11 protein-coding genes are annotated in these 14,338 nt (G+C 72.0%); 6 read left to right on the top strand and 5 right to left on the bottom strand.

What is annotated here, in order from left to right:
- Positions 1–114: 114 nt before the first annotated feature.
- The 4 genes from B1729_RS16480 to mtrA all read right to left on the bottom strand — a co-directional run bounded on the left by B1729_RS16480 (position 115) and on the right by mtrA (position 5,049).
- Positions 115–831, bottom strand: a complete 717-nt coding sequence (locus tag B1729_RS16480; protein ID WP_163633885.1) for a phosphoribosyltransferase family protein — start codon at positions 829–831, stop codon at positions 115–117.
- 93 nt (positions 832–924) lie between these two features.
- Positions 925–2,634 (bottom strand): LpqB family beta-propeller domain-containing protein, encoded by a 1,710-nt coding sequence (locus B1729_RS16475; protein WP_163633855.1) that lies wholly within the window; start codon positions 2,632–2,634, stop codon positions 925–927.
- Positions 2,631–4,361 carry an MtrAB system histidine kinase MtrB gene (mtrB, locus tag B1729_RS16470; RefSeq protein WP_163616772.1) on the bottom strand — a complete coding sequence of 577 codons (1,731 nt, stop codon included), beginning with the start codon at positions 4,359–4,361 and terminating at the stop codon, positions 2,631–2,633. The genes B1729_RS16475 and mtrB overlap by 4 nt, the downstream gene beginning before the upstream one ends.
- Before the next feature lie 7 nt (positions 4,362–4,368).
- Positions 4,369–5,049, bottom strand: a complete 681-nt coding sequence (gene mtrA / locus B1729_RS16465) for an MtrAB system response regulator MtrA (protein ID WP_163616774.1) — start codon at positions 5,047–5,049, stop codon at positions 4,369–4,371.
- Positions 5,050–5,271: 222 nt separating this feature from the next.
- On the opposite strand from mtrA, the gene B1729_RS16460 reads away from it, so the two are divergent.
- The 6 genes from B1729_RS16460 to aqpZ all read left to right on the top strand — a co-directional run bounded on the left by B1729_RS16460 (position 5,272) and on the right by aqpZ (position 11,939).
- On the top strand, positions 5,272–6,765 hold the full coding sequence (locus B1729_RS16460) for a glycerophosphoryl diester phosphodiesterase membrane domain-containing protein (RefSeq protein WP_204318953.1): 1,494 nt from the start codon (positions 5,272–5,274) through the stop codon (positions 6,763–6,765).
- Entirely contained in the window at positions 6,756–7,442 is a 687-nt protein-coding gene (locus B1729_RS16455) for a DUF4129 domain-containing protein (RefSeq protein ID WP_163633853.1), read from the top strand. The genes B1729_RS16460 and B1729_RS16455 overlap by 10 nt, the downstream gene beginning before the upstream one ends.
- On the top strand, positions 7,439–8,662 hold the full coding sequence (locus B1729_RS16450; protein ID WP_239539685.1) for a DUF4350 domain-containing protein: 1,224 nt from the start codon (positions 7,439–7,441) through the stop codon (positions 8,660–8,662). Before B1729_RS16455 ends, B1729_RS16450 begins: the two co-directional genes overlap by 4 nt.
- Before the next feature lie 95 nt (positions 8,663–8,757).
- Positions 8,758–9,687 carry a MoxR family ATPase gene (locus tag B1729_RS16445; protein ID WP_163633881.1) on the top strand — a complete coding sequence of 310 codons (930 nt, stop codon included), beginning with the start codon at positions 8,758–8,760 and terminating at the stop codon, positions 9,685–9,687.
- Between the two features lie 5 nt (positions 9,688–9,692).
- Complete coding sequence (locus B1729_RS16440) at positions 9,693–10,997, top strand: DUF58 domain-containing protein (protein ID WP_163633852.1); 1,305 nt, start codon at positions 9,693–9,695, stop codon at positions 10,995–10,997.
- Positions 10,998–11,141: 144 nt separating this feature from the next.
- Positions 11,142–11,939 carry an aquaporin Z gene (aqpZ, locus tag B1729_RS16435; RefSeq protein ID WP_163633851.1) on the top strand — a complete coding sequence of 266 codons (798 nt, stop codon included), beginning with the start codon at positions 11,142–11,144 and terminating at the stop codon, positions 11,937–11,939.
- 81 nt (positions 11,940–12,020) lie between these two features.
- Here the strand turns inward: aqpZ and katG are convergent, their stop codons facing one another.
- A complete protein-coding gene (gene katG / locus B1729_RS16430; RefSeq protein ID WP_163633850.1) occupies positions 12,021–14,330 on the bottom strand; it encodes a catalase/peroxidase HPI in 2,310 nt (769 codons plus the stop codon).
- Between the last annotated feature and the right edge of the window lie 8 nt (positions 14,331–14,338).

Here is a 14,338-nt window from a genome sequence, read left to right as displayed (position 1 = left end):
CTCCTTGTTCCGGTCCGCCCGGCCAAGGGCGGACCATCAGTCGCCTTGTCATCCCCACGGTAGCCCGGCGTCCGGACTCTGTCACCTGTGAGTTTCGAATGCGACGGGTCCCGTTCACTCAGGTCTGCCATGCCGCCGCGGGGTCGCTGCGAGGGCGACCGCAGCCACCACCTCGACGCCCGCGGCCCGCAGCGCACGAACCGCCTCTGCGAGGCTGGCACCCGTCGTCACGACGTCGTCGACCACCACGACCCTCAGAGCCGCGCCCGGCCCCGGGTGACCGGAATCCCCCGTGATCTCGCCGCCCTGGGGAGCGGAGCGGGACGTCGTCGTCACCATGCTGTGCCCGACATTGCGGTGCCGACCGTCGCGATCGAGGCCGCGCTGGTCGGCCGTGCGGCGCGCGTAGCGCAGCAGGCGACGCCCGGGGCGACCGACCCGGCGGAGCAGCAGCTCGGGCACCCGGAACCCGCGGCGGCGGTACGCCGCCCGCGACGTGGGCATCGGCACCACCAGGCAGCCGGCCGCGCCCGCCCGATCGAGGACGGCGGCGAGCGTCGGCGCCAGTGCGGCGGCGAGGCCGGTGCGGCCATCCTCCTTGATCGCTCGCAGCACCCGCGCCGCGACACCGTCGAACGCGAGCCCGCTCCACACCTCGATTGCTCCCCCGGGCGCCTCCACGACCCGACGTCGGACGTCGGGCTGCAGCGCGAGTGCGCACCGCTCGCAGAGGGCGATATCGGGCTCGTCGCAGCCCGCGCACCAGACCGGCAGAAGCAGCGCCAGCGCGTCGGCGCATGCCTCGCGCAGGACGATCGAAAGCTCCCTCATCACGGGAACAGCCTGGCGGTCGGGATGCCTCTCAGAGGCCCCGAAGCCGCCTCCGGTGGAGAATCCGCCGAAGCTCCTCGCTGGGGAGGAGCGCTACTGCGGCGCCCCCTGCTGCGTCGCGAGCAGGAGGATGCCGGTGGCCGTAGGCTGCCAGGCCGTGCCCCGCTTGACGTAGAGTGTGCCGTCGTCGGCCCGCAGGCGCAGGCTCGAGATGCCGGTGCCACCCGCGATCGACGCTATGTCGGACGCGGCCGTCGAGAACGACGTCGGTCCTCCGACGACCTGTTCGAGGACGGCGGATTCGGCGTCACCGCTGCTGAGCACGCCGACCGTCACATCGTCGATCCACGTGACCCCGATCCGCGTGACACCGATCACCGCACCGCCGACCACCGCAAGTTGCGGCACGGGGGTGCCCAGTCGTACGGGCAGTCCGTCCTCGTTGCGCACCACTCCCGCGACCCACAGCGCCGCGCGCCCGCCGGCGCTCACGACGGCGGCGATGCGCGTGCCGTCTCGCGAGAGCGCCATGGCCGCGATCTCGGTGGCCCCGCTCCACGCGTCAGCCACCTCCACCACATCGCCGCCGGGCAGGTAGGCATGCACCGCACCGGGGTCGTCACGTGGAACGCTCCACACCGTCCCGTACCCGTCGATCGTGGGGTCCACCAGCCCGCTGCGTGTGTCGAGGGTCTCGGCTTCCGTTCCGCCGGCGTTGAGCCGGACCACGGCGCCCGAATCCAGTCTCGCGGCCGCGAGGTCCCGCTCCGGGCCGACCTGAACGCTGATGGCCGGCACGTTCTCGACCGCCGCGGAGAGCCCGGGGATCTTGTCGATCTCGTCGCCGGTGAGGAAGCCGAAGCCCGCCTCGGTGAGCACCAGTGGCGCCGCCGGCACACGGGTCGAGCGCACAGCCACCGGCTCCGCGTCGACCGGGGTGGACTCGACGGTCATCACGACCTCCGTCACGCCGGCCGTCCTCAGGCTCTCCTCCAGCTGCGTGAGCATGCGGTCGAGCGCCTCCCGATTCGCGCCGAGCACGCCGCCCAACAGCGCGACCTCCGCCACTCCGTCGTCGTCGACGAGGACGGACGGCACCACCGTCACACCGTCGGGGAAGGCGGTGTAGATCGAATCCACCAGCCACTCGCTCGGGGGCTTGTTCACGAGGGCGTCGGCGATGCTTCCCGCCGCCTTGGTCACCGGGAACCAGCGGACGTCGGGCACCAGATACTGCCACGAACGATCGAAGTACATCAGCGGGTAGCGGTGGAACACCGTGGGGAACTGCGCCTCGTCGAGCCAGATGCCGTTGGGGGCTTCCGTGATGCGCCACTCGCCGTCGGACTGCTTCTCGAGGCGGAACGACCAACTTCCCGGCGAGAGGTCCGCGCGCTCGTATGCGCCTTTGTCGTCGACGCTGGCGACGACTTCGGACGCGAAGTCGACCACGCCCTCCTGGGTCTCGACGTAGTCGCGTTCGGCACGCTCATCGACGATGACGCTGACCTCCGGCGCCCAGTCGTCGGCGATCGAGGGCGCGAGGAACTCCCGGGCGACGTCCCAGTTGCCGGTGACACCCGGCCCGGAACCGGCGTCGATGAAGCCCTCGACGATCTGCTGCGGCGTGGCACCCGGCTGCGGCCGGTTCGGGATGAACGCCACGTTCTGCGAGCCGTCGCCCGTTCCGCCGTTCTCCATCCCGTACTCGGGCGGGCCGCCCGTCGGGAATCCCGCACAGCCCGTGACGATCACCGTGCACAGCGCCAGCAGGAGCGCGAGGATGCCGCGTGTCCGTGTCATGCGATTCCTCCTCGCGGTGCGGCGGCGGTACCGAGCCCCGGGCCTCCGCCGGCGCCCGATGCCGGGGGCACATCGATCGGCGCGGTGATTCCCAGATCATCCAGCGGGGCGACCGCGTCCTCGCCTGGATCGATCGGGATCGGGGACGCGCCGTTGAGGGGCACTGCCTGGCGTGGCAGCGTCAGCACGAAGTTCGTGCCCCGGCCGGGCTCCGACCACAGCGCCAGCTCGCCGCCATGGAGCTTCGCGTCCCCCAGGGCGATCGACAGGCCGAGGCCCGTACCGCCGATGGTGCGCTTGCGTGACGGGTCTGCACGCCAGAAGCGATCGAAGACGTGCTCGATTTCTTCCGGCTTCATGCCCATCCCGAAGTCGCGCACCCCGATGGCGACGGCCTGCTGATCGCTGTCGACGGTGACCACGATCGGCCGGCCCTCGCCGTGCTCGATCGCGTTGCCGAGCAGGTTGCGCACCACGCGGCGCACGCGGCGCGGGTCCATCTCGACCGGGGAGTACCCGCCGGGCGCCACCAGACGGACGTCGGTGCCATGCTGCTCGGCCAGCTGCTGCATCGAGCCGATGACGTCTTCGGCCAGGTGTGCGAGGCTCGTCGGCTCCAGCTCCAGCTGCACCGATCCCGCGTCGTAACGGCTGATCTCCAGCAGATCGGTCAGCAGCGTCTCGAACCGCTGCACCTGGGCGTTCAGCAGTTCGGCCGCCCGCGCGGTGGCGGGGTCGAAGTCCGCCCGCTGGTCGTTGATCATGTCGGCGGCCAGGCGGATCGTCGTCATCGGCGTGCGCAGCTCGTGGGAGACGTCCGACACGAATCGCTGCTGTACGAGCGAGAGCTCGGCGAGCTCCTTGATCTGCGATTCGATGCTGTCGGCCATCGCATTGAAGGAGCGGCCGAGAGTGGCCAGCTCGTCCTCGCCGTGCACCTCGAGTCTCACGTCCAGCTGCCCGGCCGCGAGCTTGGCGCTGGTGTCGGCAGCCTCGCTGATGGGGACGGTGACCGATCGCAGCACGAACCACGCGATTCCGCTGATGAGCAGCACCAGCCCGATGCCCACGACCCACAGCGTGCGCTGCACGAAGGTCAGCGTCTGCGGAGCGTTGGCGAGGTCGTACGCCAGATACAGCTCGTACGAGGCGACGCCGTCGATGGCGAGCTGCTGGCCGACCATGATGCCGGGCACGCTCGTGTCGGCACCGTCGGGCAGCGCGACCGGCTGCCAGATCTGCTGATCGGGGTTGGTGCGCACGAGCGCGCGCATGGACGTGGTGAGCAGGTCGGACATCACCTCTTCGGCCGTGCTGAAGTCCTGGGGCGCGTTCGGCACAGGAGGCCCGATCCGATAGGCGGCGACCATCGCGGCCGACGACTGGTCGCGGAGCGTCGTGAACGCCAGGGTCATGACGTTCTGCATCGGAACGGCATCGCTCTGCACCGCGGCGTCGAGGGTGCGCTGCGCCGCCGCGCGCGCCTGCTCCGCATCGATGAGGACCTGATCCTTGCGCGAGGTGAAGAGGTCGTTCTGGATCGCCAGGCCCATCCACACGCAGGCGACGACGACGGCGAGCGCGGTGAGGCCGATCGTCACCAGCAGCGTCCGGAAGCGCAGCGACCGCCGCCACAGCCCGGCGATGTTGCCAGGCCACGCGCGCCACAGGCGCCACCACGCGACGCGCGCACGGGTCGGGGCCACGCCCGTGATCGGCGCTGTCATGGCGCGCCTAGACGACGGCGCCGGCGCGGTATCCGACGCCGCGCACCGTCGTGACGATCTTGGGGTTGTCGGGATCCTTCTCGACCTTCGCCCGCAGGCGCTGCACGTGCACGTTCACCAGGCGCGTGTCGGCCTTGTAGTGGTAGCCCCAGACCTGCTCGAGCAGCATCTCCCGGGAGAACACCTGCTGCGGCTTCGACGCCAGCGCCACCAGCAGCTCGAACTCGAGGGGCGTCAACGCGATCGGTCCGTCGCCGCGGCGCACCTCGTGGGCGGCGACATCCACCGTCAGATCGCCGATGCGCAGCGAGTCGTTCACCTGCTGGCTCGCCGGGCGCAGTCGCGTGCGGATGCGGGCGACCAGCTCTTTGGGGTTGAACGGCTTGACGATGTAGTCGTCGGCTCCCGACTCGAGGCCCTTCACGACGTCGGCCGTGTCGGTGCGTGCGGTCAGCATGATGATGGGGATGCCGGACTCGGCGCGGATGCGGGTGCAGATCTCGATGCCGTCCACTCCGGGCAGCATCAGATCCAGCAGGATGAGGTCGGGGCGCTCGGTGCGCCAGACGTCGACCGCCTGGGCGCCGTCCGCGCAGAACACCGTCTCGAAGCCCTCCGTGCGCAGCACGATTCCGATCATCTCGGCGAGGGCGGTGTCATCGTCGACCACCAGGATGCGTGAAGTCATCGCGCGCGCTCGTTCCTTCTCTCCAGGCACAGACGGCACGCGCCGTCCCCATGCGCTTCCCACAGAGTAGTCGACACGGGCTGTGCACCGGCCGTGCCTCGCCCGAACACACGCCGGGAGCGCCGCGCGCGCGGCGGGTGCGGCATCCGGTCGATGTGGAACGATAGGAACAGCCGACCATCGCCGCGCACCGACCGCCCGGCGCCGACGGAGAGGGGAACCGTGACCGCGTACCCGGCCTGGACGCCGGCGTCCCGCCCCGGGATCATCCCGCTGCACCCGCTGTCGTTCGGGACGATCCTGGGCCGCTCGTTCGCCGCCCTGCGCCAGAACCCGCGCGTGCTCCTCGGCTTCGCACTGGTGGTGCAGACCCTGGCCTACGTCGTGGTGCTGGGAGGCGTGCTCGCGGTCACGTGGGCGACGTTCTCGCGCCTGGACACGGTGCCGCAGGGCACCGAAGAGTACGACACGATCCTGGCCGGCTCGATCGCCCTGACCGCGATCGCGGGCATCGTGCTGTCGCTTGCTGCCGGCGCCCTCAGCGTCATCGTGCAGGGCATCGTGGTCGTCGAGGTGACGCACGCGGCGGTCGCCGAGAAGCTCTCGCTCGGCGCGCTGTGGCGACAGGTCAAGCCGATCGCGTGGCGGCTGATCGGGTACTCGCTGCTGGTGATCCTCGCCGTGGCGGCCCTCGTCACCGTCGTCGTGCTCGCGATCGTGGGCATCGCGATGGCGGCGCTGCCGGCGGCGATCGCGCTCACGATCCTGGTCATCCTCGCCGCGATACCGCTCACGTGGTGGCTGATGGTCAAGCTGCTGCTCGTGCCCGCGGTGATCATCGTCGAGCACGCCACGATCCTGCAGGCCGTGTCGCGCTCCTGGACGCTCACGCGCCGGCGCTTCTGGCCCGCCCTCGGGGTCATCGTCGTCATCAGCGTCATCTTCGCCGCCGTGGCGCAGGTGGTGAGCCTGCCGATGAGCTTCCTGTCGATGGGCCTGACCACGATCATCGCGCCGACCGGCGACCCCGAGCCGACCGCCATCATCGGCTTCATCGCGGCGGCCCTGCTGACCCAGGTGCTCACCCTGCTGCTCCAGTCCGTCGCGGTCGTCGTGCAGTCGACCGCGACCGCCTTCATCTACATCGACTGCCGCATGCGGCGCGAGGGACTCGATCTCGACCTGCTGGCATATGTGGAGCGGCGGGATGCCGGGGCCACCGGCCTCGCGGACCCCTATCGCGAGCACATCGGGCGTGCGATCGCACCGCGGGGCGTCCCGGGCGCGTTCCCGGGGTATGCGGGTTACCCGACGTACCCGCCCGGATACCCGGCGCCCGCACAGCCGCTCTATGGCGCGCAGCCCGGGCAGGGCGTCCCCCCGGCGTACGGCGCACCACCTGCGTACGGCGCACCACCCGCGTACGGCGCACCACCCGCGTACGGCGCACCACCCGCGTACGGCGCAGCGCCGATGCCTCCCGCATCCCCGGCTCAGCCAGGGGTCTCGAGTCCGTCCGGCTCCCCGGCTGCGGCGGCCGCCGGGGCAGAGACTTCGTCGCCGCCGGACGGCGCCGCAGAACATGCGGTCCCGGCAACCGACGCGACCCCGGACTTCCCCGACGCCGCCCCGCCCGCGGAGCCGCCCTCGTCCACCGCCTGGACCGCACCCGGCGCCGCGCCCGGCGGCACCGACCGCGACGCGCCGTGGGCCTGACCTCCCTCGTGCTGCCGGCGCTCCGGCGCACCGCCGACGCCGTGCCGCCTCTCATGCCGGACGGCGACGAAGCGCGGCGCTGGGCGGAGGAGGAGCTGTCGGATCCTTCCTATGACATCGCCGAGCCGACACCGTTCGACCGGATCGCGCGTGCGATCGGCGACTTCATCGCGTCGCTGCTGAACCCCGATGTGTCAGGCGGGTGGGGCTCGACCTTCGCCCTGGTCGCCGCCATCGTGGTCGTGGTGATCATCGTGGCGGCGTTCCTCGTGTGGGGTGTGCCGCGGGTGACGCGCCGTTCGGCCCCGCGCATTCCCCTTCTCTTCGGCGATGCCGAGCACCGCTCCGCGGCCGAGCTGCGCGACGCCGCCGGCGAGCGCGCCCGGGCGTCCGACTGGGACGCGGCGATCGTGCTCCGTTTCCGCGCCCTCGCGCGGGGGTGCCTCGAACGCGGCGTCGTCGACCCGCCCCCGGGCGCGACCGTGCACGCCTTCGCGCGCGCCGCGGCGCGCGCCTTCCCTGCGCTCGCCACCCGGCTCGAAGACGCCGCGACGGCGTTCGACGACGTTCGCTACCTGCGGCGCCCCGGCACGGCGGAGCTCTACCGCCTCGTCGCCGGGGTTGACGACGCGGTCGTCTCGGCGCGGCCGACGGCGCGCGAGGAGGTGCCCGCGTGAGCGCGACGGCCAGTCCCCCGCTGCCCGAGACCGGACTGCCTGACACCACCGCGGCGCCCGCGCTCTCGCGCCGCCGCCGCGTCACCGCGTGGGTCGCCATCGCCCTCGCCCTTCTCGTGGTGGGCGGCATCGGCGGCGCGGTGTCGGCCGCCAATCAGTGGGCCCAGCGCGGCGCACTGGACCCCGACTCCACAGGCCCCGCCGGGACGCGCGCCATCGTCGAGGTGCTGCGGGATCACGGCATCGATGTCGTCGTCGCGCGCGATCGGGCCGCGGCGTCCGAGGCCCTCGGAGCGGGGCCGGCGACCCTCGTGCTGCCCGACGCACCCGCGCTGTCCGACGACGCCGTGGCCGGCCTCGCCGAGGCCGCCGACGATGTCGTGCTCATCGAACCGCGTGCTCGGACGCTCGACCTCCTGCTGCCGGGGTCGGCCCCTGCCGGCGTCGCCCCGGGCGGCACGGATGCCGCGAGCGTCGAACCCGACTGCGAGGTGGAGGACGCCGTCCGTGCCGGCGCGGTGGCCCCGGGCGGCCTCTACAGCGCGGGCGACGGCGCAGCCGCCTGCTATCCGGCCGCCGACGGCTTCGGGCTGCTCGTCCGGTCCATCGAAGGCGGCCGCGTCGCCGCCGTCGACGCAGGCGCCCTCTTCACGAACGAGCACCTCGCCGAGAACGGCAACGCCGCGCTCGCGGCGAACCTGATGGGGCGGCATCCGCTCGCCGTCTGGTACGTGCCCGGCCTGGGCGACACCGACCTCGCCGACGCGAACCCCTCGCTGGGCGAGCTCACCCCGCCCTGGGTGAGCCCCGTCATCGTCCTGCTGCTCGTCGCGGGTGTGGCCGCGGGCATCTGGCGCGGCCGCCGGTTCGGCCCGCTCGTCGCCGAGCGCCTGCCGGTGACGGTCCGGGCGTCCGAGACGACCGAGGGCCGTGCGCGCCTCTACGCACGCGCCGGAGATCCGCTGCACGCCGCCGACCGCCTCCGGATCGGCGCGCTGCGGCGCCTCGCCGCCCTGCTCGGGCTGGCCGCGAACGCCGCCGCCCCCGAGATCGCCGACGCCGTCGCCGGGCGCACCGGACTCGACCGCCGGGCGGTGCGCGGCATCCTGCTCGACGAGATCCCCCGCAGCGACGCCGACCTCGTCGCCCTGAGCACACGCCTGAGAGACCTCGAGGACGCCGCCCGCGCGGCCGTCCGCCCCGAAAGGAGTCCCCGATGACGGATACGCCACCGGCACCGAGCACGACCACGCCCGACGGCACCGCCCCCACGTCTGCGCCCGAGGCACTGGACGATGCCGCACTCCGCGAGGCGATGAACCGCGTGCGCCTCGAGGTCGGCAAGGCGGTCATCGGCCAGGACGGCACCGTGACCGGACTCCTGATCGCGCTGCTCGCACGCGGGCATGTGCTCCTCGAGGGCGTTCCGGGGGTGGCCAAGACGCTGCTCGTGCGGGCGTTCTCGACTGCCCTCGGCCTGGACACCACCCGCATCCAGTTCACGCCCGACCTCATGCCGGGCGATGTGTCGGGCTCGCTCGTCTACGACGCGAAGACGGGCGAGTTCGAGTTCCGCGAGGGCCCGGTGTTCACGAATGTCGTGCTCGCCGACGAGATCAACCGCACGCCCCCCAAGACGCAGGCGGCGCTGCTCGAGGCGATGGAGGAGCGCCAGGTCTCGACCGATGGCGTGACTCGGTCGCTCCCCGACCCGTTCCTCGTCGCTGCCACGCAGAACCCGATCGAGCACGAGGGCACGTACACGCTGCCCGAGGCGCAGCTCGACCGCTTCCTGCTCAAGCTCATCGTCGACGTGCCGGCACGGGATGCCGAGCTCGCCGTCCTGCGCCGCCACGCGAGCGGCTTCGACCCCCGTGACCTCGCCGGTGCCGGCCTCGGCCGCGCCGCCAGCGCGGCCGAGATCCGCGCGGCACAGCGGGCCGCGGCATCCGTCACCGTCTCGGACGACGTGCTCGGCTACATCGTCGATCTCGCGCAGGCCACCCGCAGCAGTCCTTCGGTGCAGCTCGGCGTCAGCCCGAGGGCGGCGACCGCGCTCCTGGCGGCGTCGAAGGCCTGGGCGTGGCTCGGCGCGTACCCCGCGATCACCCCCGACCACGTGCAGACGATGCTGCTGCCGACCTGGCGACACCGGATCCGGCTGCGGCCCGACGCGGAGCTCGAGGGCGTCTCGGTCGATGCCGTGCTCGGCTCGGTGGTGCAGCAGACACGCGTCCCGATCTGACGCCCATGTATGTGACCGGTCGCCTGCCGCTGCTCCTCGCCCTCGGAGCGGTGCCCGTCGTGCTGCTCTCGGCGGCGGGCGTCGACGCGTGGCTCGCGGCGGCGGCATGGGTGCTGCTGTGCCTGATCGCGGCGCTCGGCGACGCGGCGGCAGCGCCGGATCCCCGCCGGATCACCGTGCAGCGACGGCTGCCGCGCCGCGTGCTGCTCGGACAAGCCGTGCGCGCCGAGCTCGTGCTCCGCAACGGTGCGAACGACCGCACCGTGCGCGGACGCGTGCGCGACGCCTGGCAGCCGACCGCGGGCGCGCCGCCCGAGCGCCCGGGGATCGACATCCCGCCCGGCGAGTCGCGGACGATCGCCATCCCGCTGCTGCCCCGTCGTCGCGGCGAACTGCGGTCACGCTTCGTCGTGGTGCGCTCGGACGGCCCGCTGCGCCTCGCCGGACGCCAGGCGCGCATCGACGAGCCCGGAGCACTGCGGGTGCTGCCGCCGTTCACGGCGCGGCGTCATCTGCCCTCACGGCTCGCGCGGCTGCGTGAGCTCGACGGCAACACGAGCGTGCAGGTGCGCGGACAGGGCACCGAGTTCGACTCCCTTCGGGAGTACGTGCGCGGCGACGACGTGCGCTCGATCGACTGGCGCGCGACGGCGCGGTCGAGCACGACGATGCTGCGCACCTGGCGCCCCGAGCGCGACCGCCACGTCGTGATCGTGATCGACACAGGACGCACGGCGGCCGCGCGCGTCGGCGACGGCGTGCGGATGGATGCCGCGATGGAGGCGGCGCTGCTGCTGGCGGCCCTCGCGACCCGGGCCGGCGACCACGTGCACCTGCTGATGTTCGACCGCACCATCCGGGCCCGCGTCACGCGCGTCGACGGCCCTGGCCTGCTGCCGGCGCTCGTCGACGCGATGGCTCCGGTCGAGCCGCAGCTCATCGACACCGACTGGGACGCCGCGTTCGCCCAGGTGCGCGTGCTCACCTCCCGGCCCTCGCTCGTGGTGCTCCTCACGGCGCAGGATGCCGCGGAAGCCGCGCGCGGGTTCCTCGGCTCGCTGCCGGCGCTCGCGCGCGGCGCGCACGTGCTCGTCGGCGCGGTCACGGATGAGCAGGAACCGCTGCCGGAACGTCCGGACGCCGCCGAAGTGTATCGCGCCGCGGCTATCGAGCGCGCGGCCCAGGACGCCGCTGTCGTCGCCGCCGCCATCGGCCGCGCAGGCGGCGAGGCGATCGCCGCCACGCCCGAGGACCTGCCGCCCCGCATCGCCGACCGCTACCTCGCGCTCAAGGCGGCCGGACGCCTCTGAGTCGCAGCGGAACAGCCGGCCACGAATGCCTGAACACGAAGGGAAATCGCGTGAGATCGGGCGTCACACGCCGACACTCCGCGCGGGGTTCCTGGGAATCCGCTGTGCGGACCGCTAGCCTCGCGACGAGGAAAGGAGTCCGCCATGTCGGATACCACCATCCCGCCCACCACGGCGAACAGGCTCGTCGCGGAGGCTCTGGGAACGTTTCTGCTCGTCTTCGGCGGCGTCGGCACCGCCCTCTTCGCAGCCAACTTCCCGGCAGACGCAGAGAGCAATCCCCTCGGGGTCGGCTTCGTCGGCGTCGCCCTGGCATTCGGCCTGACGGTCGTCGTCGGCGCCTACGCGTGGGGCCCCGTCTCGGGTGGCCACTTCAACCCGGCGATCACGCTCGGACTCGCCGCCGCGGGCCGCTTCGAGTGGAATAAGACGATCGGCTACATCATCGCGCAGCTGATCGGCGGCGCCCTCGGCACGACGCTCATCGTGCTGATCGGCATCTTCGGCACTGACAACTGGCTCGCGAACGCCCAGGACGGCGGCTTCGCGTCCAACGGCTACGGCACCGGCGACTTCGGCTCCCCCGGCGGGTTCGGCCTCGGCGCCGCGATCATCGCCGAGGTGCTGCTGACGGCGATCTTCGTGCTCATCATCCTGGGCGTGACCCACTCCGCCCGGGGCACCGCGGCACTCGCGCCGCTCGCGATCGGCCTGACGCTCACCCTCATCCACCTGATCTCGATTCCGATCGACAACACGTCGGTGAACCCGGCACGTTCGATCGCGGCGGCGATCTACGGCGGCCCCGGCCCGCTGTCGCAGCTGTGGGTGTTCATCGTGTTCCCGATCGTCGGCGGTCTGCTCGCGGGCGTCCTGCACCGCGCGCTCTTCGAGCCCAAGGGCACGCTGCCGCCGGTACAGGCCACCGCACGCCTCCCGTAGGCACGGCACCCGCAGTCACGGCACGTACCGCAGAGCGGCCCGCCCCCTTCCGGGGACGGGCCGCTCTCACGTGTGATGAGGTCAGACGAGGTCGAAGCGATCGAGCTCGGTCACCTTGCCCCACGCCTTGACGAAGTCGCGCACGAACTTCTCGTTCGCGTCGTCCGAGGCGTACACCTCGGCGACCGCGCGCAGCTCCGAGTTCGAGCTGAACAGGAGGTCGACGCGGGTCCCGATGCCGGCCGGCTCACCGGAGCCGTCCTTAGCGCCCGAGAACGCGTGCGCCCCCGGGTCCAGCGGCTTCCACGTGGTGCCGAGGTCGAGCAGGTTCACGAAGAAGTCGTTCGTCAGCACGCCCTTGCGGCCGGTGAAGACGCCGTAGTCCGAGTCGTCCCAGTTCGCACCGAGCACCCGCAGCCCGCCGACGAGCACCGTGAGCTCCGGAGCGCTCAGCGTGAGCAGGTTCGCCCGGTCGATGAGGTGGTGCTCCTCGGGCATGAACGCGCGCGGCCCATAGTAATTGCGGAACCCGTCGGCGATCGGCTCGAGGAACACGAACGACTGCACGTCGGTCTGCTCCTGCGTGGCGTCGGTGCGGCCCGGGTGGAAGACGACCTCGGCCTCGACGCCCGCGTCTGCAGCGGCCTTCTCGACCGCCGCGTTGCCCGCGAGCACGATGAGGTCGGCCAGTGACACCTTCTTGCCGTCGGTGCGACCGTCGTTGAACGACGCCTGGATCTGCTCGAGCTTGGCCAGCACCGTCTGCAGCTGAGCGGGCTTGTTGACCTCCCAGTCCTTCTGCGGGGCCAGGCGGATGCGGGCGCCGTTGACGCCGCCGCGCTTGTCGCTGCCGCGGAACGAGGATGCCGCAGCCCACGTCGTCTCGACGAGCTCGGAGATGCTCAGGCCCGACTCGAGGATCTGCGCCTTGAGCGCCGCCGCGTCGTCGGCGTCGATCAGGTCGTGGTCGACGGCGGGAACGCGGTCCTGCCAGAGCAGCTCCTCGGCCGGCACCTCGGGGCCGAGGTAGCGGTCGATCGGACCCATGTCACGGTGCGTCAGCTTGAACCAGGCGCGGGCGAACGCGTCGGCGAACGCCTCGGGGTCGTCCTTGAAGCGGCGCGAGATGGCGTCGTACGCCGGGTCGGTGCGCAGCGCCAGGTCGCTGGTCAGCATGCGCGGCTCCCGGCGGCCGTTCGAGTGCGCCAGCGGCACCATGTCGGCACCGCCGCCGTTGATCGGACGCCACTGGTGGCCGCCGCCCGGGCTGCGCATGAGCTCCCACTCGTACGCGTAGAGGATGTGGAAGAACTCGTTGTCCCAGCGGGTGGGGTGGTACGTCCACGTGACCTCGAGGCCGGACGTGATGGTGTCGTCGCCGTGCCCGGTGCCGTGGTTGTTCTTCCAGCCGAGGCCCTGCTGCTCGAGGCCGGCGGCCTCGGGGTTGTGCTCGATGTTCGTGTCGGGCGCGGCGCCGTGCGTCTTGCCGAACGTGTGGCCGCCCGCGATGAGCGCGACGGTCTCCTCGTCGTCCATCGCCATGCGGCCGAAGGTCTCACGGATGTCGCGGGCCGATGCCAGCGGGTCGGGGTTGCCGTTGGGGCCCTCGGGGTTGACGTAGATGAGGCCCATCTGCACGGCCGCGAGAGGCTTCTCGAGCTCGCGGTCGCCCGAGTATCGCTCGTCGTCCAGCCAGGTGGTCTCAGGGCCCCAGTAGACGTCGGCGTCGGGCTCCCACACGTCGGCGCGACCGCCCGCGTAGCCGAACGTCTCGAAGCCCATCGACTCGAGCGCGACGTTGCCCGCGAGGATCATGAGGTCGGCCCATGACAGGGACTGGCCGTACTTCTTCTTGACCGGCCACAGCAGGCGGCGGGCCTTGTCGAGGTTGACGTTGTCGGGCCAGCTGTTGAGCGGAGCGAAGCGCTGCTGTCCGGCGCCGCCGCCGCCGCGACCATCGGTGACGCGGTAGGTGCCCGCGCTGTGCCAGGCCATGCGGATCATGAGGGGGCCGTAGTTGCCGAAGTCCGCGGGCCACCAGTCCTGCGACGTGCTCAGCGTCTCGGCGATGTCTGCCTTGACCGCCGCGAGGTCGAGCGCCTCGAACGCCGCCTTGTAGTCGAAGTCCTCGCCGAGCGGGTTCGCCACCGCGGGGTTCTTGGCCAGGATCTTGAGGTTCAGCTGGTTGGGCCACCACACACTATTGGCGTTGCCGGTGGTCGGGTGCGGCTGACCGCCGTGGATCACCGGGCAGCTCTCCGACTCGTTCGGGCGCGGGCGGGTCTCGCCGTCCGCGCGCTCGTCGACCGGCGTGTCGATCGGCGTGACCGCCTGGTCGGCGTCGGTGGGGTTCTCGCCGATCTCCGGGATCGTGTCGTTGGTGTCGGTCATGAGCTTCC

The sequence above is a fragment of the Microbacterium sp. B35-04 genome (genome assembly GCF_010634885.1).
Taxonomy (GTDB): domain Bacteria; phylum Actinomycetota; class Actinomycetes; order Actinomycetales; family Microbacteriaceae; genus Microbacterium.
Note: the sequence above shows the minus strand (reverse complement) of the source record. Positions and strands in the feature narration are given on the sequence as shown.

Excerpts from the sequence above, each read along its gene's own strand:
- B1729_RS16480 (WP_163633885.1), bottom strand. The coding sequence starts at position 831 with ATGAGGGAGCTTTCGATCGTCCTGCGCGAGGCATGCGCCGACGCGCTG.
- B1729_RS16475 (WP_163633855.1), bottom strand. The coding sequence starts at position 2,634 with ATGACACGGACACGCGGCATCCTCGCGCTCCTGCTGGCGCTGTGCACG.
- mtrA (WP_163616774.1), bottom strand. The coding sequence starts at position 5,049 with ATGACTTCACGCATCCTGGTGGTCGACGATGACACCGCCCTCGCCGAG.
- mtrB (WP_163616772.1), bottom strand. The coding sequence starts at position 4,361 with ATGACAGCGCCGATCACGGGCGTGGCCCCGACCCGTGCGCGCGTCGCG.
- aqpZ (WP_163633851.1), top strand. The coding sequence starts at position 11,142 with ATGTCGGATACCACCATCCCGCCCACCACGGCGAACAGGCTCGTCGCG.
- B1729_RS16445 (WP_163633881.1), top strand. The coding sequence starts at position 8,758 with ATGAACCGCGTGCGCCTCGAGGTCGGCAAGGCGGTCATCGGCCAGGAC.
- katG (WP_163633850.1), bottom strand. The coding sequence starts at position 14,330 with ATGACCGACACCAACGACACGATCCCGGAGATCGGCGAGAACCCCACC.
- B1729_RS16440 (WP_163633852.1), top strand. The coding sequence starts at position 9,693 with ATGTATGTGACCGGTCGCCTGCCGCTGCTCCTCGCCCTCGGAGCGGTG.